This is a genomic window from Lacunisphaera limnophila, assembly GCF_001746835.1.
GTDB classification, from domain to species: Bacteria; Verrucomicrobiota; Verrucomicrobiia; order Opitutales; family Opitutaceae; genus Lacunisphaera; species Lacunisphaera limnophila.
Genome location: NZ_CP016094.1, coordinates 1,420,800 through 1,445,718, shown reverse-complemented (window position 1 = coordinate 1,445,718; position 24,919 = coordinate 1,420,800). Strand labels below are relative to the sequence as shown.

The following is a 24,919-nucleotide window of genomic DNA, read 5'->3' as shown; positions in this document are numbered from 1 at the left end:
CCCCTTTCCCGCAAAATGCCAGCCTGCGGGCGCCCCGGCCTGCATACCCCCGTCCAACAAGCGGAAGCTGACTTTTGCCCGCTTTCGTGCTCCCTCTCCGGCGATGTCCGTCGACCTCAAGGAGAAAGTCCGCGCCCTGCCCGAGTCCCCGGGCGTCTACCTGATGAAGGACCGCCTCGGTCGCATCATCTACGTGGGCAAGGCCAAGAGCCTGAAGAAGCGCGTCTCCTCCTACTTCCAGGCCGGGCGGACCCGCGCCCTGCGCCACCAGCCCAAGATCCGCACCCTGATCGAGATGATCGAGGACTTCGAGATCATCGAGGTGAAGTCCGAGCCCGAGGCCCTCCTGCTCGAGGGCAAGCTGATCAAGCAGTGGCGGCCGAAATACAACACCGACTTCACCGACGACAAGCGCTTCCTCCTCGTCCGCCTCAACCCCGCCGACGAGCTGCCGCGCTTCACCCTCACCCGCTTCCGCAAGGACGACCGCTCGCGCTACTTCGGGCCCTTCGCCCACTCCGGGCTCCTGCGCCGCACGCTCGCCTCCATGCGGAAACAGTTCGGCGTGCTCCTCGGCGACACCCACCCGGTCAAGCTCCCCGACGGCCGCTGGCGCCTTTACGACGACGTGCGCGCCGAGCTCACCACCTGGCCCAACGAGGTCAGCGCCGCGGATTACCAGGAACGCGTGGCGCAGGCCTGCGCCTTCCTCGACGGCAAGTCGCGCGAATGGCTCAAGGCCCTGCGCGACGAAATGCAGGCCCGGTCCGATAAACAGGAGTTCGAGAAGGCCGCCGAGTTGCGCGACGTGGTGCTCGCGCTCGAGCGCACGCTGGCCCGCACGCGCAAGTTCACCCGTGACCTGACGAAGCTGCAGCCCAACGCCGAGGCCCTGCGCGCCCTGCAGGAGGCCCTCGGCCTGGAGTCGCCGCCGGTGCACATGGAGTGCTTCGACATCTCGCACATCAGCGGCACCTTCGTCGTGGCGTCCATGGTGCACTTCACCGACGGCTCACCGGACAAGGACCACTACCGGCGCTTCCAGATCAAGAGCTTCATCGGTAACGACGACTTCCGCGCCATGGAGGAGGTCGTGGGCCGCCGCTACCGGCGCCTGCTCGCTGAGCAAAAACTTTTCCCCGACCTCATCGTGATCGACGGCGGCCGCGGCCAGATTGCCGCCGCGCTCAAGGCCTTCGTCGCGCTCGACTCGCCGCCGCCGGCCCTCATCGGCCTCGCGAAAAAGCACGAGACGATCATCTTCCCCGACGCGCGCGCCCCGCTCAACCTTCCGCTCGGCCACCCCGGCCTGAACCTGCTCCAGCGCTTGCGCGACGAGGCCCACCGTTTCGCCAACACCTACAACGCCGACCTCCGCTCGCGGAAGATCCGGGAGAGCATCCTGGACGACTTCCCCGGCCTCGGCGAAAAGCGGAAAACCGCGCTCCTCGCCCACTTCGGCTCCATCGACCGGCTCCGCAGCGCCAGTGCCGACCAGATCGCCGAACTCGATGGCTTCGGCGCTAAATTCGCCGCCGAGCTGCACGCTTTCCTCCACGAAGCCAAACCCACCACGGTGATCCCGGACTGATCCGCCCTCAGCCCCGAATCCCACGCCTGCCTCCAACGGGAGGGCCCGCGTCCCTGCGGGCCGTCAATTCAGCCGCACGATTGTCGCATTGAGCACCGTCGCGAAGCTCACCCACAGCACATAAGGTACCCAGAGCGCGCCGGCCAGACGGTCCGTCCGCCAGAAGCCGCGTTGCAGCCAGAGGAGGCACCCCAGCAGCGCAAGGATGTCGACCAGAGCCCACGCCGGTTGCTTGAGGCCGAAGAACAGCACCGACCAGAGCGCGTTGCACACCAGCTGCACGAAATAGAGCCTCACCAACGGCCGCGCCGCCGGGCCGGTGCGCCACGCCCGCCAGACCGCCACGCCCATCAGCCCATACAACGTCGTCCACACCGGGCCGAAGATCCAGCCGGGCGGGTTCCATGACGGCTTCGTGAGGGTCGGATACCACGTGCGGACGTTTTCGAACGTCGCCGCCGAGCCGATGGCTCCCGCCACGAAAGCGGCGGTGATAAAACCGGCCAGCACGAACCAGGAGCCACGGGCAGAGGAAACATTCATCGTTTTGGACTACGTCCGAGAGCTTCCGACAGATTCACGCAGGGTTTGGCCCAAAAAAACACGAGAATCATAAAATCGAACCCTGGGAGAACCGCCGGCCGCGGCAGCTTCATGCTCTTTTTGCCTTTCCCGTGTTTTTGGTGGCCAACCGCTCAAGTCTTCAGCCGCGTCATCCAGCCAATGACTCGCCTCGGCAGCAGCCAGCGGAGGAACAGGAAAACCTTCGCGTGGAAAGGTCCGTTGTAGCGCGGCGCGGGGTTGTCGCTCACCAGCGCCTTTTCCACCAGCCGCGCGATGTCGTCGGGCGTGCCGGCGAAGGCGCGGAGCTTGGTCGTGCCCTCGTGGTAGCCGCGGTAATACGGCGCGTACGGTCCGGCCTGCGCGATCACCTCGGCCGACACGGCGTTCGCCGCCTCGATGAACTCCGTGAGGATGAAGCCCGGCCGGATGAGGCTCACGCGCACGCCGAAGGGTTGCAGTTCGCCGCGCAGTCCGTCGGTGATCGCCTCGAGGGCGTGCTTGGTCGAGTCGTAGACGCTCGAGAGCGGCCGCGCGATCCGGCCGGCCACGGAGCCGATGTTCACGATGCAACCCGTGCCGCGCTCCCGCATGCCCGGCAGCACGAGCTGCGTGAGCGCGATCAGCGCAAAGAGGTTGGTCTCGTAGTTTTGTCGGATCAGGTCGACCGGGACAATCTCGACCGGGCCGCGCGTGCCGTAGCCGGCGTTGTTCACCAGCGCGTCCACCCGGCCGAACTTGGCCAGCGCGGCCGCCAGGATTTTTTGCCGATCGGCGTCGCTGGTGATGTCACCCGCCACGGCCAGCACCGAGATGCCCGTCTGGTCCACCTCGCGCGCCAGCGCCTCCAACCGGTCCTGCCGCCGCGCCGTGATAACCACCCGCGCGCCGCCGCGCACCAGCCGCCGCACCGTGGCCTCGCCGATGCCGGAAGAGGCGCCGGTGACGATCACGACCTGGGTGGTGAGGGCGGGCATGTGGGTTGGGTTTTCCTGCTATTCAATCCGAACCTCAGGGCCCGGGGCTGGGGGTCTGCTTTGTCTCTTCGGGACTTCGTGGTTCAACCGGAGGCCTTATTCCGAATCGTAGATCTGCACCCGCGTCCAATAGGTCTTGAAATTCGCCACGAAGGCGAGGTGCAGCGGATCCACCTGGTAGGCGGCCTCGGCGGCGACATCTGCGCACACCACGACGAGTGCCACGTCGTAGCTCGCGTCGATCACCGGCCGCGGCGTGGTCTTGGCGGGCACCCCGACCGCCACCTGAGCGGCGCTCTTGATCCCCTTGAGGGTCTCGACGCCGCGGCGGAATTCCGCGCGCTGCTCCGCGGTGAGCTCGGGTTTCAGCCAGAAGTAAACACAGTGGTAAAGCATGGTCCCCCGAGGAAACACCGGGCGCGCGCGGTGGCAAATGCCTATTGCGAGTCCCGCGACCTCCGGCTTGGCTGGTGCACCCCATGAAACCGTCCCGCCCGCTCCGGTTGCTCCCCCCGCTGTTTTCCGTCCTCGCCCTTCTGCCCGGCCTCGCCGCCGCCCTTGAAATTGCCCCGCCCTTCACCGACCACGCCGTGCTCCAGCGCGAGGTCGCCGTCCCGGTCTGGGGTTGGGACGACCAGCCCGGCGCCACCGTGACCATCACCTTTGCCGGCCAGACCGTGCGCACCCAGGTCAACGCCAGCGGTCTGTGGCGCGCCGACCTTGCCGCGATGCCGGCCAACGCCACCGGCGCCGACCTCGTGGTGACCCGCGGCCACACCCACATCACCCTGCGCGACGTGGTGGTGGGCGAGGTCTGGCTCGCTTCGGGCCAGTCCAACATGGAGTGGGGCATGCACAGCTCACCGAAGCTTTTTGCGGTCGAGCAGAACAAACCCGCCAACCCGCTGCTCCGCCACCTTCGCGTGGACCACGTCGGCGCCGATCTGCCCGTGTCCCGCGTGAACCATAGCGGTTGGCAGGTCGCCGGACCCGATACGCTCGGCGCCTTCACCGCGGTGGGGTACTACTTTGCGCAACAGCTGGCCGAAAAACTCCAGGTGCCCGTCGGCCTGATCAACGCCTCTTGGGGCGGCACGGCCATCGAGTCCTGGATCCCCGAGCCGGTCCTGCGTACCACGCGCGGCTGGCCGGCCCTGAACAAGCAATGGCAGGAGTCGCTGGCCGTGTGGCCCGAGCGTTACGCGGTTCAGCCCGCTCTCGACGCCGCGTGGCAGCAGGCGCAGGAGGATTACCGGATCAAAGGCACACCCGTCACGATGGCGTGGCCGCGCCCGCCCATGGGCCCCGGCTCCGGCTTCGCCCCCGCCCGGCTCTTCAACGGCATGATCGCCCCGTTCGCTCCCTACGCCCTCCGCGGCGCCCTCTGGTACCAGGGCGAGTCCAACGTCGGCCGCCACCGCGACTACGCGGACTTGCTGCCCGCGATGATCGGTGCGTGGCGCGCAGCCTGGCCGCAGGGCGATTTCCCGTTCCTCGTCGTGCAACTGCCCAACTTCGAGGGCTGGGACAAGGAAACCGGCACGGGCTGGGCCTACCTGCGCGAGGCGCAGGAACTCGCCGTGCACCGCACGCCTGCCGCCGGCCTGGCTGTGATCATCGACGGCACGGAGCCCCTCGATCTGCACCCGCAGGACAAGGTCCCGGTCGGCGACCGCCTCGCCCGCCTCGCCCTCGCGCGCATCCACGGCGTGCGCGACGTCGTCGACTCGGGCCCGGCCCCGCAGGCCGTCACCCGCGAGGGCGCCGCCCTCCGCGTACGCTTCACCGACGCCACCGGCCTGAACAGCCGGACCCCCGCGATCACCGGCTTCACGATCGCCGGCGCCGACCGCGTGTTCCACCCGGCCACCGTGACAATCGAGGGCACCTCCGTGCTCGTGAGCTCACCCGCGGTCCCCGAGCCGGTGGCCGTGCGCCACGCCTTCACCAACACCCCGACCGTGTCCCTGTACAACGCCGCCGGTCTGCCCGCCGTTCCCTTCCGCACGGACGATTGGGAGTAATTGTTTTTTCACGACCGATCCGCCTAAGGAAAGGTTCCACGACGCGTCTCCCCCTCACCGTCTTATCTCTCCCTTCATGAAAACCTCCCGTCTGCTTCTGTCTCTCTGTCTTCTTTCCTCCGGCCTCCGCTTGTCCGCCGCGCCGGCCAGCCCCGAGACCGGCCGCGCCGTCGACTCCCGCATCTCCGCCGTCACCGTCTACCAGGATCGCGCCGTCGTCACCCGCACCGCCACGGCCCAGCTCACCCCCGGCACCGTCGAGCTCGTCTTCTCCAACCTGCCCCAGGCCCTCAACGAGCAGTCGCTGCAGGTCAGCGGCACGGGTACCGCCCAGGCCACCATCCTCGATGTCAGCACGCGCCAGACCTACGTCGACTACACGCCCGACGCCCGCGTGAAGGAACTCGAGGACCAGCTCCGCAGCCTCGGCAAACAAATGCGCGGCCTCGACGACCGCCACAATCTCCTCAACGCCTCCGCCGCCTCGCTCGACCGCATGGAGACCGCCCTCTTCGCCCCACCGACCAAGGATGTGCCCCGGCCCGAACTCAACCAGTTCACCACCGCCCTCGCCTACCTCTCCGAACAGAAAGCCAAGATCACCACCGACCGCGCCACCCTCGATGAACAGCGCGAGGAGCTGCAGAACCGGACCAACACCGTGCAAAACCAGCTCAACGAGCTGCGCGGCGCCGGCGGCCGGGCCTTCAAGACGGTGACCGTCCGCGTCGCCGCCGCCCAGGCCGGCTCGCTTGATGTCTCGCTCGCCTACACCGTCCCCGGTGCCTCCTGGGTGCCGGGCTACGACGCGCGCGTCGCCAGCAGCGAACGCCTCGTGCAGCTCGACTACTTCGGCCTTGTCCGCCAAAGCACCGGCGAAGACTGGCAGGATGTCGCCCTCACCCTCTCCACCGCCCGCCCGTCTCTCGGCGGCGCCGCCCCCGTACTGAACGTATGGCAGCTGGATATCTACAATCCCATCGCCCTGCGCGAGCAGGCCGAGCGCTCCCGCCGTGACGAACAGCGGATGGCCAAAATGGCCAGCGCGCCATCGGCGGTGAACATGCAAACCCTCACCAGCAACGCCGGGGGCATGGCCGAGGAGATGCAGGATGCCGCCTTCGCCACCGCCACCCTCGAGGCCGGCGCCACCAGTGCCTCGTTCAAGATCGCCGTCAGCACCAGCATCCCCAGCGACAACTCGCCCCAGAAAGTCCCGGTCACGACGGCGAGCCTCAAGGCCGTGCCCGAGTACCTCACCGTGCCGAAGCGCCAGGCCGCGGCCTTCCTCACCTCGAAGGTAGTCAACAGCTCCGAGTTCCCGCTGCTCGCCGGCGCGATGAACGTCTTCCTCGACGGCACCTTCGTCGCCACCAGCGCCCTGCGCACCGTCATGAGCGGCGAGAAATTCGACCTCGCCCTCGGCGTGGACGACGGCATCGCCATCAAGCACAAGCGCGTGACCAAGTTCACCGAGGACACCGGCCTGACCAACTCGGGCAAGCGGATCACCTACGAATACCTGATCACCGTCCAGAACAACAAGAAGACCAGCGAGCGCGTGATCGTCGCCGATCAAGTGCCGCTCTCCCGCAACGAGAAGATCGTGGTGAAGCTCCTCTCCCCCGACGCCAAGGAAGTGAAGCCCACCGACGAGGGCACGCTCAAGTGGACCCTCGACCTCAAGCCCGGCGAGAAGCGCGAGCTCACGGTGAAGTTCACCATCGAGCACGACAACGACGTGAATGTCGCGGGTTTGGAGTGATTCTCCCTGTAGGGCGGGGTCTCCGCACCCCGCCTCGACCGTGTTGACGCCTACGCAGGCCGGCGGGGATCGGAGTCCCCGCCCTACAATTTGACATGTGACGCCACTGGTTAAGCGTCAGCCAGAACCCATGCCCGCCTCACTCACGATCCTCATGGACAACGGCTCGCTCGAGCCGGCCGCCACGCTCGGCCTGCGCCGGTTGGCAGCGGCCCTCGCCGCGTGCATCGGGCAGCCCGTCGAACCCATCTCACTGCTCCACTCCAGCGCGGTCCCCGCGGAGAAACTCGACGGCACCCCGGCGGAGATCTTCGAGCCCGCCCTCGAGCGCCGGCTCGCCGCCGGCCAGCATGAATTCGTGCTTGTCCCCCTGTTCTTCGGCCCGAGCGGCGCCCTGACCGACTACCTGCCCAAGCGCCTGGCCCACCTGCGCACGAAATACCCCGCCCTGAACGTGACGGTGGCCGCCCCTCTCTTCGCCGCCGAGGACGACCGCCTCGCCCGCATCCTCGCCGACCAGGTCCGCGCCCTCCCCTCCCGCCGCGTCGCCCTCGTCGACCACGGCAGCCCCGCCCGAGCCGTCACGGAGGTCCGCAACGAACTCGCCTGCCAGCTGGCGGGGCAACTCGGCCCCGCCTACACCGTCGCCCCCTGCAGCATGGAACGCCGGGAGGGCTCGGCCTATGATTTCTGTGAGCCCTTGCTGGCTCGCCTGCTGCGTCAACCCGGTTGGCACGCCGGCGATGTAACCATCGCGATGCAGTTCCTCCTGCCCGGCCGCCATGCCGGCCCGACCGGCGATGTCGCGGAGATCTGCCGCGAGGCCGAGACCGCCAGCGGTGGCGCCCTGCACACGACGATGACCGCCTTGGTCGCGGAACACCCGCTGCTGCTCGACATCCTCGCCGACCGCTGGCGGGCAGCGGCGCGATAATCCCCGCGGGCGGGGTCGCCCACGCTCCATTTCCTCTTTGGAGCGACGGCGACCTCGCCGTCGGTTGGATTCAGCCCGCGGCTTTTGCCACCATCCCCGGCACCCGGTCCGCAAAATCCGCCAGCCGTACCACCTCGCCGATCACGACGAGCGCGGGCTGCACGATTTCCTCCGGCGCCATCCGCTCCGCCTCCCCGAGCGTGGTGATCGTGATTTTTTGGGTCGACCGCGTGGCCTCGCTGATGAGCGCCAGCGGCATGGCCGCGGCCATTCCGTGGTGGAGCAGGTTGTGCGCGATCTCCGGCAGGCGTCGCACCCCCATGTAGAAACAAAGCGTCGCCCGCAGCCGGGCCAACGCGCCCCAATCGAGCGCATCCGTGTTGGCGGCGCACTGGTGTCCGGTCACGAAGACCACGGCCGAGGAAAAATCGCGATGCGTCAGCGGCAGCCCCAGCGCCGCCGCCGAAGCCGTCGCCGCCGTCACACCCGGCACGATCTCAAAGCTCAGACCGGCGGCCCGCAGCGCCTCGATCTCTTCGCCGGCCCGGCCAAACACCAGCGGATCGCCACCCTTGAGGCGCACCACTTTCTTCCCGGCGGACCCCAAGCTGACCAGCAGGGCGTTGATCTCGCCCTGCGTGGCGCTGTGCTTTCCCGCCCGCTTTCCGACCGCGTGCAGCTCGCAGCCGGCCGGGCAGTTCTGCAGCAAATCCCCGTTGGCCAACTCGTCATAGACCACGGCCTCGGCGCCTTGCAGCAGCTTCAAACCCCGCAAAGTGATCAAGTCAGCCGCCCCAGGACCGGCTCCAACGAGCCAGACAAATCCTTTTTTGGCAGCATCTTGTGTTGTTAACATGACTTCTTTAGTAAGTATGACCTCTTTTATTCTTTATCTTTTCGGTATAGTGGCAAGCGTTCTCTTAGTCATGTCCGAAACCACCACCGCCCCCCTCGCCAAGAACGAGCTCCTCAAGCAGCGCATTCCCACACTGGCCGGCAATATCGCCGCCACGATCAACGACCCGGCCCTCGAGAAGTTCTCCGAGGATGATGAGCAGTTCATCAAGTTTCACGGCATCTACCAACAGGACGACCGCGACCTCCGCAAGACCGGCAAGAAGTGGCTCGTCATGATCCGCGGCCGCATCCCCGGCGGCATCATGACCTCCGCCCAGTGGCAGGTCTTCGACGACCTCGCCACCCAGTACGGCAACAACACCCTCCGCCTCACCACCCGCCAAAGCATCCAGTTCCACGGCGTGGTGAAGAACGGCCTCGGTCCGCTCATCAAGCGGATCAACGACTCCCTCCTCTCCACCCTCGCGGCCTGCGGCGACGTCAACCGCAACATCACCGCCTCGCCCACGCCCGCCTACACCCAGGCCCGCGCCCAGGTCATCGAGGACGCCTACCTCGTCACCGAGGCCCTCGCCCCGAAAACCCCCGCCTACCACTCCATCTGGGTCGACAACGTCCAGCTCAACCTCGACGCCCCGGAGAACACCGCGTTCACCGATCCGCTCTACGGCCAGACCTACCTGCCCCGCAAGTTCAAGACCTCCTTCGTCATCCCGCCGGTCAACGACATGGACGTCTACACCAACGACCTCGGCTTCATCGCCGTCGTCGAGGGCGACCGGCTCCTCGGCTACAACCTCGCGGTCGGCGGAGGCCTCGGCCGCAGCCACGGCAACGACCAGACCTACACCCGCCTCGCCGACGTGATCGGCTTCATCCCGCGGGACAAGGTCGTGGAGGTCGCCCGCGCCGTCCTCACCATCCACCGCGACTTCGGTGACCGCACCAACCGCAAGCATGCCCGCCTCAAGTACGTCGTCGCCGAGCGCGGCGTCGCGTGGCTGACCGCCGAGCTCAACCGCCGCACCGGCAACGCCCTCGCCGGCGTGCGCCGCTTCGAGTTCACCTCCACCGGCGACCTCCTCGGCTGGCACCGCGCCGTCGACGGTTCGCAGTTCCTCACGCTTTTCGTCCAGACCGGCCGCATCAAGGACGTCCCCGGCCACGCGATGAAGTCCGCCCTGCGCGCCGTTGCGGAGAAATTCCCGCACATTGAGTTCCGGATCAGCGCCAACCAGAACGTCATCCTCGCCAACGTCCCGCCCGCCGACCAGGCCGGCATCACCGCCCTCCTCGCCACGCACGGCGTGAAGACGGAGAACCAGACGTCCATCCTCCACGCGGCCTCGATGGCCTGCCCGTCGCTGCCCACCTGCGGCCTCGGCCTCGCCGAGTCCGAACGCGCCCTGCCCGGCCTGATCAACCGCATCGAGAAAGTCGCCGCCGAGCTCGGGCTCGCCGGCGAGGAGATCATCATCCGCTCCACCGGCTGCCCCAACGGCTGCGCCCGCCCCTACATGGCCGAGCTCGGCTTCGTCGGCAAGGCCCCCGGCAAGTACCAGCTCTGGCTCGGCGGCAACGGCTCCGGCACCCGCCTCAACCAGGTCTACAAGGAAGTCATCAAGGAAGCCGAGCTCGAGGCCGAGCTGCGCCCGCTCCTCACCCGCTGGAAGAACGAACGCCTCACCGGCGAACGCTTCGGCGACTTCTCCACCCGCATCCTCCTGCCCGAGGCCGCCCGCGCCGCGGCCGCCGCCCAAACCGCCGCTCCGGCCGCAACGTGATCCCCGCGGCGGAGCTTCCCTGAAGGCGATCCCTCACCGGTCGCCGGCAAGCCGGCTCTTCCTCCCTCCCTTTTCCCCTCTTCCATGTCCTTCACGCCCGATCAACTCACGCAACTCAACGCCGAGCTCGCCACCAAGTCCCCGCTCGAGGTCGTCCGCTGGGCCATCGCCCAAGCCGCCGGTCGCGCGATCGTCTCGACCAACTTCCGCCCCTACGAGGCCGTCGTCCTCCACCTCGCCACGCAGGCGCAGGCCGACATCCCCGTGCTCTGGGTCGACCACGGCTACAACCGCCCGGCGACCTATAAACACGCCGAGCAGCTCCGCGCGCAGCTGAAGCTCAACCTCAAGCCCTTCCTCCCGCGGATGACGCCTGCGCACCGCGACGCCGTGCACGGCCCCATCCCTTCGCTCGACGATGAGGCCGGCCTGAAGCAGTTCAGCGGCATCATGAAGCTGGAGCCCTTCCAGCGCGGCATGAAGGAACTTGCCCCGACCGTCTGGATCACCGCCCTGCGCAAGGTGCAAAACCCGAACCGCGCCGGCCTCGACATCGTCTCCCTCGACGCGAACTTCGGCGCCCTGAAGGTCAGCCCGGTCTTCACCTTCACCGACGCCCAGATGGAAGCCTACCTCGCCGAATATAAATTGCCCAACGAGTGGGACTACTTCGACCCGGCCAAGGCCGACGAGAAACGCGAGTGCGGCCTCCACGCCGCCTGGGGCAAACACGCCGCTCAGACCGCCTCCGCCTCATGAGCAGCTACCATCTCGATCACCTCGCTCACCTTGAGACCGAGGCCATCCACATCATGCGCGAGGTCGCCTCGGAGTTCGAGCGCCCGGTGCTGCTCTTTTCCGGCGGCAAGGACTCCATCTGTCTCCTGCGCCTGGCGGAGAAGGCTTTCCGCCCGTCGGATCTCCCGATGCCGTTCCTCAACGTTGAAACCGGCCACGAATTCCCGGAGCTGATCGAGTTTCGCGACCGCCGCGCCCGGGAGCTCGGCGCCAAGCTCATCGTCCGCACCGTGGACCAGGCCATCGCCAACGGCACCGCCACCCCGGCGCCCGGCGAGGTCAGCCGCAACAAGCTCCAGATCCCCGTCCTCCTCGGCGCCATCGAGGAATTCCGCTTCGACTGCGCCATCGGCGGCGCCCGCCGGGACGAGGAAAAGGCCCGCGCCAAGGAACGCTTCTTCAGCTTCCGCGACAGCTTCGGCCAGTGGGACCCCAAGAACCAGCGCCCCGAAATCTGGAACCTCTACAACGCCCGCCTCAACGCCGGCGAAAACATGCGCGTCTTCCCGCTGAGCAACTGGACCGAGATGGACGTCTGGGAATACATCAAGAAGGAGAAGCTCGAGGTCCCCAACATCTACTTCAGCCACACCCGCGAGTGCTTCCGCCGCGGCGGCCAGTGGCTGCCCGTGCCCCCGCCGCACACCGACGCGACCAAGCCCGATCCCTACGCCGGCGCCCGGCCCAAGCCGACCGAGGCCCGCAAGACCATGGTCTGCCGCGTCCGCACCATCGCCGACATGATCAGCACCGGCATGGTCGAAAGCCCGGCGAGCACCGTCGACGACATCATCGGCGAGGTCGCCGCCGCCCGCGTCACCGAGCGCGGCTCCCGCGCCGACGACAAGGCCTCTGAGGCCGCCATGGAAGACCGCAAGAAAGCGGGCTACTTCTAGAACCCAGCCAACTCCCAACCTTTCATGTCCGTGGTCGCCTCCTCCTCCCTTTCCACCCCCCGCGCGCCCGTGCCCGTCGTCGACATCCTCCGCCTCAACACCTGCGGCTCCGTCGATGACGGCAAGTCCACGCTCATCGGCCGCCTCCTCTACGACTCGAAGTCGCTCATGGAGGACCAGATCGAGGCCCTCGAGCGCTCCGCCGACATCACCGGCGGCGGCCAGATCAACCTCGCCAACCTCACCGACGGCCTCCGCGCCGAACGCGAGCAGGGCATCACGATCGACGTCGCCTACCGATACTTCGCGACCCCGCGCCGCAAGTTCATCATCGCCGACACCCCGGGCCACGTCCAATACACCCGCAACATGGTCACGGGCGCCTCGACGGCCAACCTGTCCATCGTCCTCGTCGACGCCCGTCTCGGCGTGATCGAGCAAAGCCGCCGCCACACCGCCATCGCGTCACTTCTGCGCATCCCGCACCTCGTCGTCGCTGTCAACAAGATGGACCTCGTCGACTGGAGCGAAGCCCGCTTCAACGAGATCCGTGCACAGTTTGAGGAATTCCTCCCGCGCCTCGACATCAAGGACGTGAAGTTCATCCCGTTGAGCGCACTCAACGGCGACAACGTCGTCGAGCCGTCCCCCCATACGCCCTGGTACGTGGGCCCAACCCTCCTCGGCCACCTCGAGACCGTCCACATCGCCAGCGACTGGAACCTCGGCGCCTTCCGCCTCCCCGTCCAGTGGGTCAACCGCCCGAACAACCCCACCGACAAAACCCTCCACGACTTCCGGGGCTTCAGCGGCCAGATTGCCGGCGGCATCGTCAAGGTTGGTCAGAAGGTCATGGCCCTCCCCGGCGGCGTGGTCACGACGGTGAAGGAAATCCACACCTACGACGGCGCCGTCCCCGAGGCCTTCTGCCCGCAATCCGTCTCGGTCGTGCTTGAGCACGATGTGGACGTCAGCCGCGGCAGCATGCTGGTCGGCGTCGACGCCCTCCCCGGCGGCGCCACCGAGTTGCACGCCAAGGTCTGCTGGATGCACCCGCGTGCCCTGCAGCGCGGCAAGAAATTCTTCCTCAAGCACACCACGAGCACCGTCCAGGCGATTGTCACCGAAATCGAAAGCCGCCTCGACATGGCCACGCTCGAGGCCCAGCCCGCCCCCGCCGACCTCGCCGTCAATGACCTCGGCGAGATCCGCCTGCGCACCGCCAAACCGCTCTACTACGACGGCTACGCGACCAACCGCCTCACCGGCTCCTTCATCCTGATCGAGCAGGGTACCAACGCCACCGTCGCCGCCGGCATGCTGCTCGCCCCCACCGAGCTCGTGAAGCCCGAGATCACCGACTACGCGATCTGAAGCTGGATCACCCCTAACCCGCTCCAGCCCTCTCCATGAAGATCTCCGTCAAAGTCGACTACGCCTGCCGCGTGATGGCCGAACTCGCCCGGCTCGACGGCTCCGGCGAGCTGGCGCAGATCGAGCACCTGGCGCGCACCGAGGCTGTGCCCGCCAACTTCCTCGCCCAGATCCTGGGCAAGCTCCGCACGCACGGCCTCATCATCAGCCGCCGCGGCAACCTCGGCGGCTACAAGCTCTCCCGCCCCCCCGAGGAGATCTCGCTCTACGACATCATGGTGGCCACCGAGGGCGACTGCCTCGGCCTGAGCGGTAACTTCCAGGGCCAGAGCGGCCGCCGCCTCAAGCAGGTTTGGAGCGAGGTCCGCGCCGCCCTCGCCGACAAGGTGAAGAGCTACACCCTCGACCAGATCGCCGCCAAGAACCCCAGCGAGATGTACTACATCTGAGGGCCGGCCCCAGGTGGAACCCGTTTTGCCGCTGGCGGCACCTCCTCGCCCGCCTTACAAACCCGCCATGCCCGAGTCCACGCCGCCCGCTTCCCGCGGCATCCCTGTCATGATCGTCGTCGCCGTCTTGCTTTTCGGCACCGGCATCTTCTTCCCCTTCTTCCACGTCACTAAGTTCTGGGTTTTCAACAGCGGGGTCTCCGTCGTGGGCGGCATCCTCACCCTGTTCCAGGAGGGCGAGTATTTCCTCTTCGCGGTGCTCAGCCTGTTCACCCTCGTGTTCCCCTGCGCCAAGCTCGGCTTGCTGGCGATCGTCTGGCTGGAACGCGCGCACGACCTCGCCCGGGTCCGCCGGTTGCACGGCTGGGTGGCCACGCTCAGCAAGTGGTCCATGCTCGATGTGTTCGTCGTCGCCATTCTCATCGTCGCAATGAAGTCCGCCGCCGTCGCCGAGATCCATATCGGCTCCGGCCTCTACCTGTTCACGTTTTCCGTCGTCGCCACCCAGCTGGCCTCGGCGTGGCTCGACCGCCTGCTGCGGCCCTGACGGCCTCAGCCGGTCGCCGCCCGATCACGGATCGCCGCCAATGCCTCGGCGGCGAACTGGTTCTTCACCGGACTGAGGCTGCGGTGCTCGAGGGCGTGCAGCCCCTCCCGGGCTTTGGCCGCCGCCTCCGCCGCTTTGCCCTCGGCCGCCAACACCGCAGCCTCGGCCCGCAGCCGCGTCGCCGGGTCAAAATCGAGCCGGCCCGCCGTGTCCAACCACGCCCGCGCCCACCCCGCCGCCTCCACCCCGCCCACCGTCGCCAGCAGCCAGGCATACTCGCTCCGCACCGTGTCGCGCATGAAAGGCACCAGCTTCTCCTCCCCCGCGAGTACGCGGTCGAGGTGGCCCTGCGCCGCCGCCCAATCCCCGCGGTCGGCCGCATGATAATAAACCGTGAGATGCCCGTACAAATCGAAGAGTGATCCGTCGCCCAACGCCACCGTACGCGCCACCACCACCGGATCGTAATCCGCCGGCCGCACTCCGGCGAGACCGGCCGTCGACAGCGTGAGCAGCGCCGCCTCCTGGTCCGAGCGGTGGTCACCGCGCAGCAGGTCGATCACCCGCTTCCCATCCGTCTTGAAGCCGCCCGCAGTGCCGGGAAAGGCCGTCACCCCGAAGATCAGCAGCGACAAGCCGGCCGTGCTCATCGCCAGATGCTGCGCGAGCGCCCGGCCGAGTGGGACCGGTTCGGGCAACGACACGAGCCCCGCCGCGAGTCCGAGCGCCGCGACCACCAGGACCAGCGAAAACACGGGGCCGCCCAGGATCATCACCGCCGCCCGCCGCGGGGTCATCCGCCCCGGCTCCAACGGCAGGCACGCGGCCATGCCCCCGGCCAGGTTCACGTTCCGGTTCCAAGCCACCTTCAAGCCCGCCGGCGTGCGCCGGATCATGCCGGGCCCCACCACCCAGAGCAGAAACCGCCCGCCGGTCAGCCACCCGCCCACCAGATGGCCCAACTCATGGAATCCCACCACCACCAGCCAGACCAGCGGCAGCGCCGCCAGTGGGATGAGCTTGTGGAGCTTGTGCGGCAACGGCAGCAGCAACCCGGCCCCATCGCGGGCCGCGAAAAAGCCCAGGGCGGCTCCGACGAGGGCCAGCGCGCCGGTCACCGCCACCTGCCGCCACGTGAACTTCCGCACCGCCTCCGGTCGCACCGGGGCGGCCCCAGGCTGATACCCTGGATCCCTCCGCCCCCCGCCTCAACCGCCCCGGTGTGGTTCGCACTCATGCGCCGATTAGCAATCCACTTTGCCCCGCCGTTCAAGCGCCCCGGGACCGGCGGTTTGTCGGGCGGACGGCTGGCGCCGGCACGCGCCGGACCGGACGGCAAAAAACAAGGGCCGCCGCGCATCGCTGCGCCGCGGCCCGTGACCTATCGCGGTCTCCGCCCCATGGCGGCGTCCGGATTTTTAGAACCGGAAGTTCGTGCCGACCGTGAAGGCCGTGTTCTGCTCGTCGTCGCGCTCAAAGCCGGCCGTGACCGCCCACGAGGTGTCGATCCAGTAGCTGCCTTTCACGCCGTAGTTCCACACGCCGTCACCCGCGAGGTCGGGCGCGTCCACGTACTGGACGTAGGGCGTGACCGTCGCCCGCGGCAGCACCTGGAACTCCGCGCCCACGGCGACTTCCCAGAGGAACGAATTGTCCCGCGCGCCGGCAAAGCGGCTCCACGCGTGACCGACCCCGGCCTCGACGTAGGGCTTGCCCCAGGTGTAGCTCGTGCTGAACGCCCGCAGCGCCGCACTCACGGTGTGCTGGGAGACATGCGATCCCGCGAACGAGCCCGTCCGCGAGTAATCATACGCGAAGACCCCGTCGAGCCCGGCCGCCAGCGCCTGGTTCAGCTCAAAGGTGTAGCTGTCCGCGTGCACCGAGGTGTCATCGAGGTCAATGTAGCTGTAGGTAAGGGTGCCGTAGGTCTGGCCCAGCAGGCTGAGATTGCCGGCCACGGACGCCGACTCGGCCGGCACCTGGTTCGTCAGGATGCTGTCGTCGGCGCGGGCCAGGGTGAAGAGGCCGAGCGACAGGGTCGCGGCCATAAGGTAGTTTTTCAGGTTTAGGTTCTGTTTCATGGAGGTATTGGTTTGTGTTGCCCGCTGCACCCAAAGGGCGCGCAGCTGACAGGGAGAGAAACACCGTGACGGGCCTCCGGTTCCGCCCGGGGCGGATTCCCGGAAATTTATGCCGGTTTGACGGAACCGTCTCGCCCGGCCACCTGTCCGGCGCCGGTTTTTCCGTCGCTTGCGTATCCTTCGCTCGTGGGTAGCCTCCGTACGTCATGAAATCCCTCCGCTTCCTCCTCCCCCTCCTGGCCATGTTTTCCTTCACCACCCTTTTCGGCGAATCGCTCAAGGTCGGCGACGCCGCCCCGGTCGTCTCCGCCGTCACCGATGCCGGCGTCACCCTCAACCTCGGCGACGTCTACACCCAACACGCCTACACCGTGGTGTGGTTCTACCCGAAGGCCCTCACCGGCGGCTGCACCAAACAGGGTTGCTCGCTCCGCGATGCCAGCGCCGAACTCACCAAGCATGGCGCCGCCGTCGTCGGCGTGAGCACCGATGACGTCGCCGCCCAGAAGAAATTCAAGGAGACGAACAACTTCCCCTTCCCGCTCCTCGCCGACACCGACAAGAAGGTCCTGAAGGCCTTCGGCCAGTCCGCCATGATGTTCGCCTCGCGCGAGTGCTATGTGATCAAGGGTGGCAAGATCGTCTACAAGGACACCGGCGTGACCGACCAGCAGGCCGCCAACGTCCTCGCCTTCCTCGCCAGCGACAAGAAGAGCTGAGCGCAATCTCACCTTCTTAACTTTCGGGCGGGGTCGCTGACCCCGCCTTTTTCTTTGTGCGCGGTGAGCTTGCTCACGCCACGAAGCAGTTACCGTTCGCGTGGCGCCAGACTTTCGGCGGGCTCAAGGCCCTGAGCTGTCGAACGGGCAAGCTGGCCGCCCACCCTCCGGCACTCACAACTCGTCATCATTCCCCGCCGCCAGCGCCTCCGCCCGCGGGTCACGCCGCGCCCGTTCGATCCAGCCGGCGAACAGCGCGCTCTGCCCGAGCCACTCCGGCGGCAACGGCGCCGCCACCAGATCAATCACCCGCCAGGTCCCGTCTTCCGCCACAACCACGTTGCGGTCATGCGTGTCCCCCACCAGCCACGGCTCGCCATCAAGAAAATGCAGCCGCGGGTGATCACGATCGGAGCGCAAAAAACGCGAGGGAATCGGCATGAGTCGCGTGGGATCGAGCTGCGACATGTCGGTTTTCTCGGGCAACAGGCGGCCGTGGGTCTGTTTGACCACCAGGATGCCCTCGCGCGTGATCCCCGCGATCTCGGTCGGCATGCCCAAAAGGTGCGTCAGCCGCAGCTTCTCGAACAACCGCCGGTAACTCCCGGGCACCGCCCGCGCCTGCAGCAGTTCGCCCTCCCCCCGGGCGAACGCAAAGGTCGCCCCGACGGCCCCACCCTCGCGAAACAGGAAGAACTTGTAGACGGAGAGCCCCGGGTCCGCAAAGGCCAGCGCCTCCACGCCGCCGCCGATCCGCCGCAACTGCGTGGTGTTGGCCTCAAAGGGATCCTCCGCCTCCGAACTGAATCCGAAATCCTCCAACCGCACCAGCGGCAGGGTGGCCCGGAACGCCCGGATGGCCTCGCCCAAGTCCCGCCAACGCTCCTCCGCAAACTCCAACAGGCCTACTTCGTCGGCTTCGGCGATGACGAGAGCACGGTCCGGATCTGTTCGGATACCGCATTGGGCTGCCTTTTCGCCCAGCTGATCGAGCGCCCGAAGTCGTTGCCTGTGACCGTCCAGAACAGCGGACCATCCTTCCGCGCCGGGGAGGCGGGGGCCTTGGAGGTGGGAGGGGTGTCCGGTGAAGGGGTCGGTTGCGGGCATGGCTCGGCCATGCGCCCAAGGTCGCGGGACCGCGCCTGAACGCAAAAACTATTTGTGCGCAGGCTGTTCACAAAGGAAAGCCCGGACGATAAAGTAACCCCCCGGGGCTTGCGCCGGGCCCTTTTACGGACAAAACCTCTCGCTTGACACCCCCCCCGCCCCCGGGCGAACCTGACCCTCTTTTGCCATAAAACTATGAAGCCTACATTCCGCCCGCACCGTAAGAAACGCGCCCGCAAGATCGGTTATCGCGCCCGCAAGGCCACCCGCGGCGGCCGCAAGGTCCTCGTCGCCCGCCGCCGCAAGGGTCGCAAGCGGCTCACCGTCGTCTGATCATGCGTCTCCGCGCCGGGCAGCGCCTGCGGCGCAATGGTGACTTCCGCGCCGTCCGTGAACAGGGCCGCCGCCTCGACTGCGGGGTGTTCCAGTTCACGTGGCGCGTCCGTCCCCCCGGCGAATCCGCCACCCCTGCCCGCGTGGGCGTCGTCGCCTCCCGGGCCTCCGTCGGCAACGCGGTCATGCGCGCCCGCGCCAAACGCCGCCTCCGCGAGCTCTACCGCAAACACCAGCACCTGGTGCCGCCCACGGTCGACCTCGTCCTCACCGCCCGCGGATCCCTCCTGCGCATCGATTTCGCCGAAGCCGCCCAGCGCTTCATCCACGCCTGCGGCAAACTCCCGCCGCCGTCCCCGACCCATGCCTGAGTCCGCTCCCACCGTCCATGGCGCGGCGCCGACCCCGGCGCCGTCCGTGTTCGCATGGGTTGCCGCCGTCCCCGTCCGTCTCCTCGACGCCCTGCTCTGGGTCTACCAGCACACCGTCTCGCCCGCCCTCAGCGCGCTCAACCCCTCGATGGGTTGCCGCTTTGCCCCCACCTGCTCGCACTACGCCCGTGGGGCCCTGCGCGAACATGGCCTCTTCACCGGCCTCGGCCTGACCGTCGTGCGCCTCGCCAAGTGCGGCCCCTGGCACCCCGGCGGCGAAGACCCCGTGCCCCCCCGGTCCCGCCCCGTCTGCACCGCCGTCCGCCGCCAAGCCTAAGCCCCCCCCTTTCACCCTCCCCTTCACTTCCACTTCCTCATTCATGGATAAAAAGAATACGATCATCGGTGTGCTGCTCCTCGTCGCCGCCGTGGCCAGCATGATCTTCACCGCGCGCTACGGCCCGAAGCCGCCCGCGCCCCTGCCTTACACGGCCACCCCGGCCGAGACGTCCGCCACCCCGGCCTCGACCTTCACCGGCAGCGCCGGCTCCGCCGCCGCCCCCGCCACCCCCGGCGCCATCTCCGCGCCCGCCCGGGGCGAGGCCGAGAAGGTCACGCTCGCGAACGAGGTCATGATCGTGACGCTCACCAACCACGGCGGGGCCATCGACAGCGTCGCCCTCAAGAACCACCTCGCCGTTCAGGGCGAACCCGGCCTCTACACGCTCAACGCCGCCCAGGCTGCGCCCGCCCTCAGCCTGACCGACTTCCCCGGTGCCGACCGCCTCACCACCTACACCCTCGTTTCCAAGACCTCCACCGAGGCCGTCTACCGCGCCACCAGCGCGACCCTCGAGGTCACCCGCCGCTACCTCCTCGAGCCGGCTCCCGGCCGCGATGACTACCAGATCCGCCACGAGACCACCTTCCGCAACCTCACCGAGCAGCCGCAGGTGCTCCCGAAGGCGGTCTTCAACCTTGGCACCGCCGTCCCGCTCAACGCCAACGACTACGGCCTCTACCTCAACACCGCCTACAACGACGGCGAGGAGGCCCACTTCGTCGCCCGCAGCGACCTCGAGGGTGGCGGCTTCCTCAGCTGGATTGGCATGAAGGACGGCACCCCGCCCGCCTTCCTCGACCGCCCCGCCTCCATCGCCTGGGCCTCCGTGAAGAACCAGTTCTTTTGCATGATCCTCACGCCCGACCAACCCGGCACCGGCGTCCGCACCGAGCGCGTGAAGCTCGACCCCAACGCTCCGGCCGAGGACAAACGCCTCTACGGCGTCACCGGCTACGCGCAGTTCGATCTCAAGCCCCTGGCGGCGGGCGCGTCCTCCACCTTCGGCGCCAACTTCTACGCCGGCCCCAAGGAATACAAGCGCCTCAGCAACGTCGACGTCTTCAAGCTCGGCGAGGAGAAGGTCATGCAGTTCGACGCCTTCTTCTTCAACAAGATCTTCCTCTCCGGCTTCTTCGCCCCGCTGCTCTTCACCATCATGAGCTGGGTCCACTCGATCGTGCCGAACTGGGGCTGGGCCATCGTCATCACCACCCTCGCCCTCAAGATCGTTTTCCTTCCCCTCACCCTGGCCGCCTCCAAGTCCGCCAAGCGCATGGCCAAGCTCCAGCCGCACATGGCCGCCCTCCGCGAGAAATTCAAGGACAACCCCCAGAAGATGCAGGCCGAGACCCTCAAGATCTTCAAGGAGAACAAGGTCAACCCCGTCGGCGGCTGCATCCCGATCCTCATCACGATCCCGTTCTTTGTCGGCATCTTTGCCATGCTCCAAAGCACCTCGGAACTGCGCTTCGCCGAGTTCCTCTGGGTGCATGACCTCTCCTCGCCCGACACCGTCGCGCGGGTCCTCGGCCTCCCGATCAACATCATGCCGATCCTCATGGGCGCCACCATGATCTTCCAGATGAAGCTCACGCCCACGCCGAGCGTGGATCCCGCCCAGCAGATGATGTTCAAGATCATGCCCTGGATGTTCACGCTCTTCTGCTACACCTTCGCGGCCGGCATCGCCCTCTACTCGACCATCAACGGCCTCTTCACCATCGGCCAGCAGATGATCATCAACCGCATGCCCGAGCCCGACCTGCCGATCAACAACGGCGGCGTCACCAAGCCCGGGGCCAGCGGCCTGAAGAACGTCACGCCGAAGAAGAAAAAGTAAGGCAGGGGCGTTTGCCCTCTTCCGCTCTCCGCGACGCCCGCCCAATTCGGCGGGCGTTTTTATTTGTAGGGCGGGATACGGAGATCCCGCCCTACCGTATCTCTTTTCCCACCCGCCTCGCCACCACCGTGAACCACGCGGTGTATTCCGCCACCACCGCCGGCACCAGGAAACGCGCCGCCGCCGCGCGCGCCACCGCGCTGCGTTCTCGCCACCACACCTCGTCGTCCACCAATCGCGTCAGCGCCGACCACCACATCTCCACCGTTTCCGGCGGCACCGTCCACGGATCCTGCAGCGTCAGGCTCGCCGGCAACGGCAGCACCACCCCGGCCGCACCGACGAGTTCCGGCAAGCCGCCGCGTTCCGCCACCAGCGGCACCGCCCCGTTGGCCATCGCCTCCAGCGGCACCCGGCCTGCCGCTTCCTCCACGACCGAGGGCATCAAGACCCCCCGGCAGGCCCCCCACAAATCCGCCGGCCGGGCCACCGGTACGGCCTGCAGCAGGTTCGGAAAACCCGTCAGATCGAACCCCAACCGCCGGCCCGCATCCACCAACGCCGAGGCCGGCGCCCGGCCGCCGATGACCAGCAACGGCACCTCCGGTCGCTCGCGCCCCAACCGGTGGGCGAGATGGGCCACCAACGCCACCCCCTTGGCCGGCTCCGGATTGCAAAAACCGAGACACACCGGCTCCGTCTTGGCCGCAACCACATGGCCCGGATCAAGCGGCGGCGGCAAAACCGCGATGGGCTCGCCCCACGCCGCCTCATACCGCGCCGCTAGAAAGCGCGTCGGCGCGAGGAAGGCATCCACCGCCTCCGGCCGGCACTTCAGATAGGCCAGATTGTGCAAGGCGAACACCACCCGGGCCCCCGCCACGCGCAACCGGCGCCGCCGCGCCGCATCCGTCGGGTCGCCGCCAAAGGTCAGCACCACCTGCGGGCGAAACGCCTTCGTCAACTCCTCCAGCCGCGCCGCATACAGCCGGCCGACATCTTTCTCCCATTGCCGCGCCCGGCCCTGCGCCACGGGCACCAGATCAAATTCCACCCCGCCCAACCGCGCCCGCCAGCCCCCGGACCGCGCGATCACATCGGCCCCGGCGGCCCGCATCAGCTCCGCCGGCTCGATCCCGGGATCCCCTTCGCACGCCGTGGTCGAGAGTCCGCGTACCTGGGCTCCACCAACCGCCAACGCGAGGGCAATCTGGCGCATGGATTGCGCCGCCCCGCTCGTGGGATCGAACGGCGACTGCCCCAACAGGAGCAGCAGCCGCAACGGCTCGGTAACAGTCAGGGACGGCGCGGGGTTCAAGCCCGCGCAGTCCAGCGCCGGCGCGCCGCCAAGGCAAGAATCGCTGCGGCGCCCAGCCCGAGCGCCACATGGGCCGGCTCCGGAATCGCCGCCGCCTGCTGCAAGGTCACGTCCACCGTGCCAAAGGCACGGAACTCGTCGCCATTCAGCTTCGAATAGTTGTCATCCCAATACCAGCTGTGGGCATATTCGTGGTTCCAGTTCACGTTCAGCTGCGCGAACCAGTAGTTGGCCGTGCTCCCCTCGCTGAGATTCAAATCCAAGGTCGCGGTCAGGTACAGCGGCGAGACCGCCTCCTCGCCATAAAAACCGCCCGTGGTGTTGTTATAGCTGTCGCTCGTGTTGCGGGGCGACTGGATGTAGCCATAGTCGATGGCGTAGGGCGACGAACCGTAGCCGATGATCAACTCATAGCTGATTTGCGGGTCATCGTATTCGCCCGCCACCGTGTGCTCAAAGTCGATGCTGAAGGCGAGGGTTGCGCTCATCTTGTCGCCGCTCACCGCGGGCTGATTCGTCAGCGCACCTCCCCAGAAGAAACCCAGCCCGGTGGTGTCCGCCCGGGGCACAGTTTTATCGTAATAGCTATCATAGCGCCAGAACAGGCTGTCCGTGATCGTCCGATCGCCCGTGAGATTGGCCGTGTTGCCGGTGACCGTTCCACCGGCCGCGGCCTCGTCGATGAACAGGCCGGTGAACCAGCCGGAATTGGAGTAGGTCGTGACCCCCGAGTAATCAACCGTCACCTGGGCCTGCGCGGCGGGCGTCGCGGCCACCACTACCACCGCCGCCGCCAAGGGTGCGGCCGCCAGACACCCGCGCTGGATCAGCTGACGCGCGCGATCCAGCAGGCTGGCCGAAGCGGCGGATGACGTGGAGGGGCTTTCTTGGGCAGAAGTGGAAGCGTCGGGCATGTCACTCTATTCTACCGCAATAGGGCCGAATTACCCATACGTGTAGTTGCGTATGGGCGCCCCTCCTTGGATGGGCTGTAAGGTGGGATTTCCGACGGAGCCTTGGCGGAGAAAGCGAAACAACCCTCCTTCGTCCAAATAGGATATCACGTGCGAAGCGGGATTCGGAGATCCCGCCCTACCGTCATTCCTTCCCCTTCCGCCCGCCCGCCTTCACCTCCACCGGCAAACTGCGCTTGGCGTAGGCCTCGTAGTCCGGCACCAGCCGCTCGTACTCGCCGTGCATCAGCGGCGATGAGATGATGAAATCCGCCGTCGACCGGTCGCAGGCCACCGGCACGTTCCACACCACCGCCATGCGCAGCAGCGCCTTCACGTCCGGATCATGCGGCTGCGGCTGCAGCGGGTCCCAGAAGAACATCAGGAAATCCACCTTCCCCTCGACGATGAGCGCGCCGATCTGCTGGTCCCCGCCGAGCGGGCCGCTCTGCAGCTTGCGCACCGGCACGCCCAGCACCTTCTCCACCAGGCCGCCAGTCGTGCCCGTCGCCAGGATCTCGTGCTCCACGAGGATGCCCTTGTTGTACCGCGCCCAGTCCACGATGCTTTGCTTCTGGCCGTCGTGCGCGACGAGCGCGATCCGCTTGCGGTTCGCCATCTTGATTTTCTTGTAGGTCATGGAAAGGAATCAGCCCGCCGCCTCGAAGTGCCCGGCCTGCCGCGTGAGCGTCTTCTCCAGGCTCCCGCACACCAGCTCGCACAGCTTCGGGATCGTCGGATCGGCGATCCGGTAAAACACCTGGAGCCCCTCCTTCCGCCGCGCCAGTACGTGCGCGGCCGTGAGCGTCTGGAGATGCCGCGACACGTTCGCCTGCGTGCCTTCCGTCGCCGCCACCAGCTCCGTCACATTCTTCTCCCCGTCGAACAGCGCCTGGATCAGCCGCAGCCGCATGGGCTCCGCCAGCACGGCAAAACGCTGCGCCACGAGCAGCAGCGCATCCTCGGAAAGCGGGCGGTGTTTGGCCATGCGGCCGAAAGAACAAACCCTTGACATGATGGCAAGTATATGCGTATATGCTCATATAAAGTCAATCTGAATCGGTCATGACCACCCATAACCTCATCCGCCTCCTCGCGGGCGCCGCCACCCTCCTCGGCGTCGCCCTCACCCACTGGGTCAGCCCGGTGTGGCTGCTCCTCCCGGCTTTCGTCGGCCTCAACCTCATCCAGTCCGTCTTCACCGGCTTCTGCCCGCCCACCCTGCTTCTGCGTAAGCTCGGCTGGGTCGACGACCAGGATGTCATCCACTGGGGCGGCCGCCGCTCCTGATCCCCG

27 protein-coding genes are annotated in these 24,919 nt (G+C 67.4%); 16 read left to right on the top strand and 11 right to left on the bottom strand.

The annotated features are described in order from the left end of the window. Positions 1-103 precede the first annotated feature (103 nt). Positions 104-1,591 (top strand): excinuclease ABC subunit UvrC, encoded by a 1,488-nt coding sequence (locus tag Verru16B_RS06100; RefSeq protein ID WP_069961456.1) that lies wholly within the window; start codon positions 104-106, stop codon positions 1,589-1,591. Between the two features lie 63 nt (positions 1,592-1,654). Here the strand turns inward: Verru16B_RS06100 and Verru16B_RS06095 are convergent, their stop codons facing one another. The 3 genes from Verru16B_RS06095 to Verru16B_RS06085 all read right to left on the bottom strand — a co-directional run bounded on the left by Verru16B_RS06095 (position 1,655) and on the right by Verru16B_RS06085 (position 3,525). After that, the gene (locus Verru16B_RS06095) at positions 1,655-2,134 is read right to left on the bottom strand and encodes a TspO/MBR family protein (protein WP_069961455.1); all 480 of its coding nucleotides are present in this window, start codon (positions 2,132-2,134) and stop codon (positions 1,655-1,657) included. Between the two features lie 152 nt (positions 2,135-2,286). Continuing rightward, positions 2,287-3,129, bottom strand: coding sequence for an SDR family NAD(P)-dependent oxidoreductase (locus tag Verru16B_RS06090; RefSeq protein ID WP_069961454.1), 843 nt, complete (start codon positions 3,127-3,129; stop codon positions 2,287-2,289). Between the two features lie 96 nt (positions 3,130-3,225). After that, on the bottom strand, positions 3,226-3,525 hold the full coding sequence (locus tag Verru16B_RS06085; RefSeq protein WP_069961453.1) for a Dabb family protein: 300 nt from the start codon (positions 3,523-3,525) through the stop codon (positions 3,226-3,228). 83 nt (positions 3,526-3,608) lie between these two features. Here Verru16B_RS06085 and Verru16B_RS06080 point away from each other — a divergent pair, with 83 nt between their 5' ends. The 3 genes from Verru16B_RS06080 to Verru16B_RS06070 all read left to right on the top strand — a co-directional run bounded on the left by Verru16B_RS06080 (position 3,609) and on the right by Verru16B_RS06070 (position 7,852). Next, positions 3,609-5,153: a sialate O-acetylesterase gene (locus Verru16B_RS06080; protein ID WP_069961452.1), complete on the top strand. Its 1,545-nt coding sequence runs from the start codon at positions 3,609-3,611 to the stop codon at positions 5,151-5,153. Positions 5,154-5,229: 76 nt separating this feature from the next. After that, the gene (locus Verru16B_RS06075; protein WP_069961451.1) at positions 5,230-6,918 is read left to right on the top strand and encodes a mucoidy inhibitor MuiA family protein; all 1,689 of its coding nucleotides are present in this window, start codon (positions 5,230-5,232) and stop codon (positions 6,916-6,918) included. A 130-nt stretch (positions 6,919-7,048) separates the two neighbouring features. Further along, positions 7,049-7,852 carry a sirohydrochlorin chelatase gene (locus Verru16B_RS06070; RefSeq protein ID WP_069961450.1) on the top strand — a complete coding sequence of 268 codons (804 nt, stop codon included), beginning with the start codon at positions 7,049-7,051 and terminating at the stop codon, positions 7,850-7,852. Positions 7,853-7,922: 70 nt separating this feature from the next. On the opposite strand, the gene cobA is transcribed toward Verru16B_RS06070, so the two are convergent. Then, a complete protein-coding gene (cobA, locus tag Verru16B_RS06065) occupies positions 7,923-8,708 on the bottom strand; it encodes a uroporphyrinogen-III C-methyltransferase (protein WP_069961449.1) in 786 nt (261 codons plus the stop codon). 70 nt (positions 8,709-8,778) lie between these two features. On the opposite strand from cobA, the gene Verru16B_RS06060 reads away from it, so the two are divergent. The 6 genes from Verru16B_RS06060 to Verru16B_RS06035 all read left to right on the top strand — a co-directional run bounded on the left by Verru16B_RS06060 (position 8,779) and on the right by Verru16B_RS06035 (position 14,558). Beyond that, on the top strand, positions 8,779-10,494 hold the full coding sequence (locus Verru16B_RS06060) for an NADPH-dependent assimilatory sulfite reductase hemoprotein subunit (protein WP_069961448.1): 1,716 nt from the start codon (positions 8,779-8,781) through the stop codon (positions 10,492-10,494). 84 nt (positions 10,495-10,578) lie between these two features. Next, positions 10,579-11,253 (top strand): phosphoadenosine phosphosulfate reductase domain-containing protein, encoded by a 675-nt coding sequence (locus tag Verru16B_RS06055; protein WP_069961447.1) that lies wholly within the window; start codon positions 10,579-10,581, stop codon positions 11,251-11,253. Next, positions 11,250-12,188, top strand: coding sequence for a sulfate adenylyltransferase subunit CysD (gene cysD / locus Verru16B_RS06050; protein ID WP_069961446.1), 939 nt, complete (start codon positions 11,250-11,252; stop codon positions 12,186-12,188). Before Verru16B_RS06055 ends, cysD begins: the two co-directional genes overlap by 4 nt. Positions 12,189-12,212: 24 nt before the next feature. After that, positions 12,213-13,562, top strand: coding sequence for a sulfate adenylyltransferase subunit 1 (locus Verru16B_RS06045; RefSeq protein ID WP_069961445.1), 1,350 nt, complete (start codon positions 12,213-12,215; stop codon positions 13,560-13,562). A 35-nt stretch (positions 13,563-13,597) separates the two neighbouring features. Next, positions 13,598-14,011: an RrF2 family transcriptional regulator gene (locus tag Verru16B_RS06040; RefSeq protein ID WP_069961444.1), complete on the top strand. Its 414-nt coding sequence runs from the start codon at positions 13,598-13,600 to the stop codon at positions 14,009-14,011. Positions 14,012-14,078: 67 nt separating this feature from the next. Beyond that, a complete protein-coding gene (locus Verru16B_RS06035; RefSeq protein WP_069961443.1) occupies positions 14,079-14,558 on the top strand; it encodes a paraquat-inducible protein A in 480 nt (159 codons plus the stop codon). 5 nt (positions 14,559-14,563) lie between these two features. Here Verru16B_RS06035 and Verru16B_RS06030 read toward each other — a convergent pair whose 3' ends face one another. Together Verru16B_RS06030 and Verru16B_RS06025 are read right to left on the bottom strand one after the other, a co-directional pair. Then, on the bottom strand, positions 14,564-15,721 hold the full coding sequence (locus tag Verru16B_RS06030; RefSeq protein WP_157772277.1) for a zinc metalloprotease: 1,158 nt from the start codon (positions 15,719-15,721) through the stop codon (positions 14,564-14,566). Between the two features lie 255 nt (positions 15,722-15,976). Further along, on the bottom strand, positions 15,977-16,639 hold the full coding sequence (locus Verru16B_RS06025) for a hypothetical protein (RefSeq protein WP_069961441.1): 663 nt from the start codon (positions 16,637-16,639) through the stop codon (positions 15,977-15,979). 206 nt (positions 16,640-16,845) lie between these two features. On the opposite strand from Verru16B_RS06025, the gene Verru16B_RS06020 reads away from it, so the two are divergent. Beyond that, positions 16,846-17,358, top strand: coding sequence for a peroxiredoxin (locus Verru16B_RS06020; protein WP_069961440.1), 513 nt, complete (start codon positions 16,846-16,848; stop codon positions 17,356-17,358). 174 nt (positions 17,359-17,532) lie between these two features. On the opposite strand, the gene Verru16B_RS06015 is transcribed toward Verru16B_RS06020, so the two are convergent. Then, positions 17,533-18,228, bottom strand: a complete 696-nt coding sequence (locus Verru16B_RS06015; protein ID WP_237023478.1) for a hypothetical protein — start codon at positions 18,226-18,228, stop codon at positions 17,533-17,535. A 432-nt stretch (positions 18,229-18,660) separates the two neighbouring features. Between Verru16B_RS06015 and rpmH the strand changes: the two genes are divergently transcribed. The 4 genes from rpmH to yidC are packed head-to-tail and all read left to right on the top strand — an operon-like array spanning position 18,661 to position 21,352. Beyond that, positions 18,661-18,798, top strand: coding sequence for a 50S ribosomal protein L34 (rpmH, locus tag Verru16B_RS06010; RefSeq protein WP_069961438.1), 138 nt, complete (start codon positions 18,661-18,663; stop codon positions 18,796-18,798). Between the two features lie 2 nt (positions 18,799-18,800). After that, positions 18,801-19,169 (top strand): ribonuclease P protein component, encoded by a 369-nt coding sequence (rnpA, locus tag Verru16B_RS06005; RefSeq protein WP_069961437.1) that lies wholly within the window; start codon positions 18,801-18,803, stop codon positions 19,167-19,169. Continuing rightward, positions 19,162-19,506 carry a membrane protein insertion efficiency factor YidD gene (yidD, locus tag Verru16B_RS06000; protein ID WP_083270144.1) on the top strand — a complete coding sequence of 115 codons (345 nt, stop codon included), beginning with the start codon at positions 19,162-19,164 and terminating at the stop codon, positions 19,504-19,506. The genes rnpA and yidD overlap by 8 nt, the downstream gene beginning before the upstream one ends. A gap of 43 nt (positions 19,507-19,549) precedes the next feature. Continuing rightward, positions 19,550-21,352 carry a membrane protein insertase YidC gene (gene yidC, locus Verru16B_RS05995; protein ID WP_069961436.1) on the top strand — a complete coding sequence of 601 codons (1,803 nt, stop codon included), beginning with the start codon at positions 19,550-19,552 and terminating at the stop codon, positions 21,350-21,352. A gap of 91 nt (positions 21,353-21,443) precedes the next feature. Here yidC and Verru16B_RS05990 read toward each other — a convergent pair whose 3' ends face one another. The 4 genes from Verru16B_RS05990 to Verru16B_RS05975 form a co-directional block, all read right to left on the bottom strand. Then, entirely contained in the window at positions 21,444-22,670 is a 1,227-nt protein-coding gene (locus tag Verru16B_RS05990; protein WP_157772275.1) for a glycosyltransferase, read from the bottom strand. After that, the gene (locus Verru16B_RS05985) at positions 22,667-23,584 is read right to left on the bottom strand and encodes a hypothetical protein (RefSeq protein ID WP_157772273.1); all 918 of its coding nucleotides are present in this window, start codon (positions 23,582-23,584) and stop codon (positions 22,667-22,669) included. Before Verru16B_RS05985 ends, Verru16B_RS05990 begins: the two co-directional genes overlap by 4 nt. A gap of 184 nt (positions 23,585-23,768) precedes the next feature. Continuing rightward, positions 23,769-24,263 carry a methylglyoxal synthase gene (locus Verru16B_RS05980; protein ID WP_069961433.1) on the bottom strand — a complete coding sequence of 165 codons (495 nt, stop codon included), beginning with the start codon at positions 24,261-24,263 and terminating at the stop codon, positions 23,769-23,771. 9 nt (positions 24,264-24,272) lie between these two features. Then, positions 24,273-24,611 (bottom strand): ArsR/SmtB family transcription factor, encoded by a 339-nt coding sequence (locus Verru16B_RS05975; RefSeq protein ID WP_083270143.1) that lies wholly within the window; start codon positions 24,609-24,611, stop codon positions 24,273-24,275. 77 nt (positions 24,612-24,688) lie between these two features. Between Verru16B_RS05975 and Verru16B_RS05970 the strand changes: the two genes are divergently transcribed. Beyond that, positions 24,689-24,913: a YgaP family membrane protein gene (locus Verru16B_RS05970; protein WP_069961431.1), complete on the top strand. Its 225-nt coding sequence runs from the start codon at positions 24,689-24,691 to the stop codon at positions 24,911-24,913. Positions 24,914-24,919: the final 6 nt, after the last annotated feature.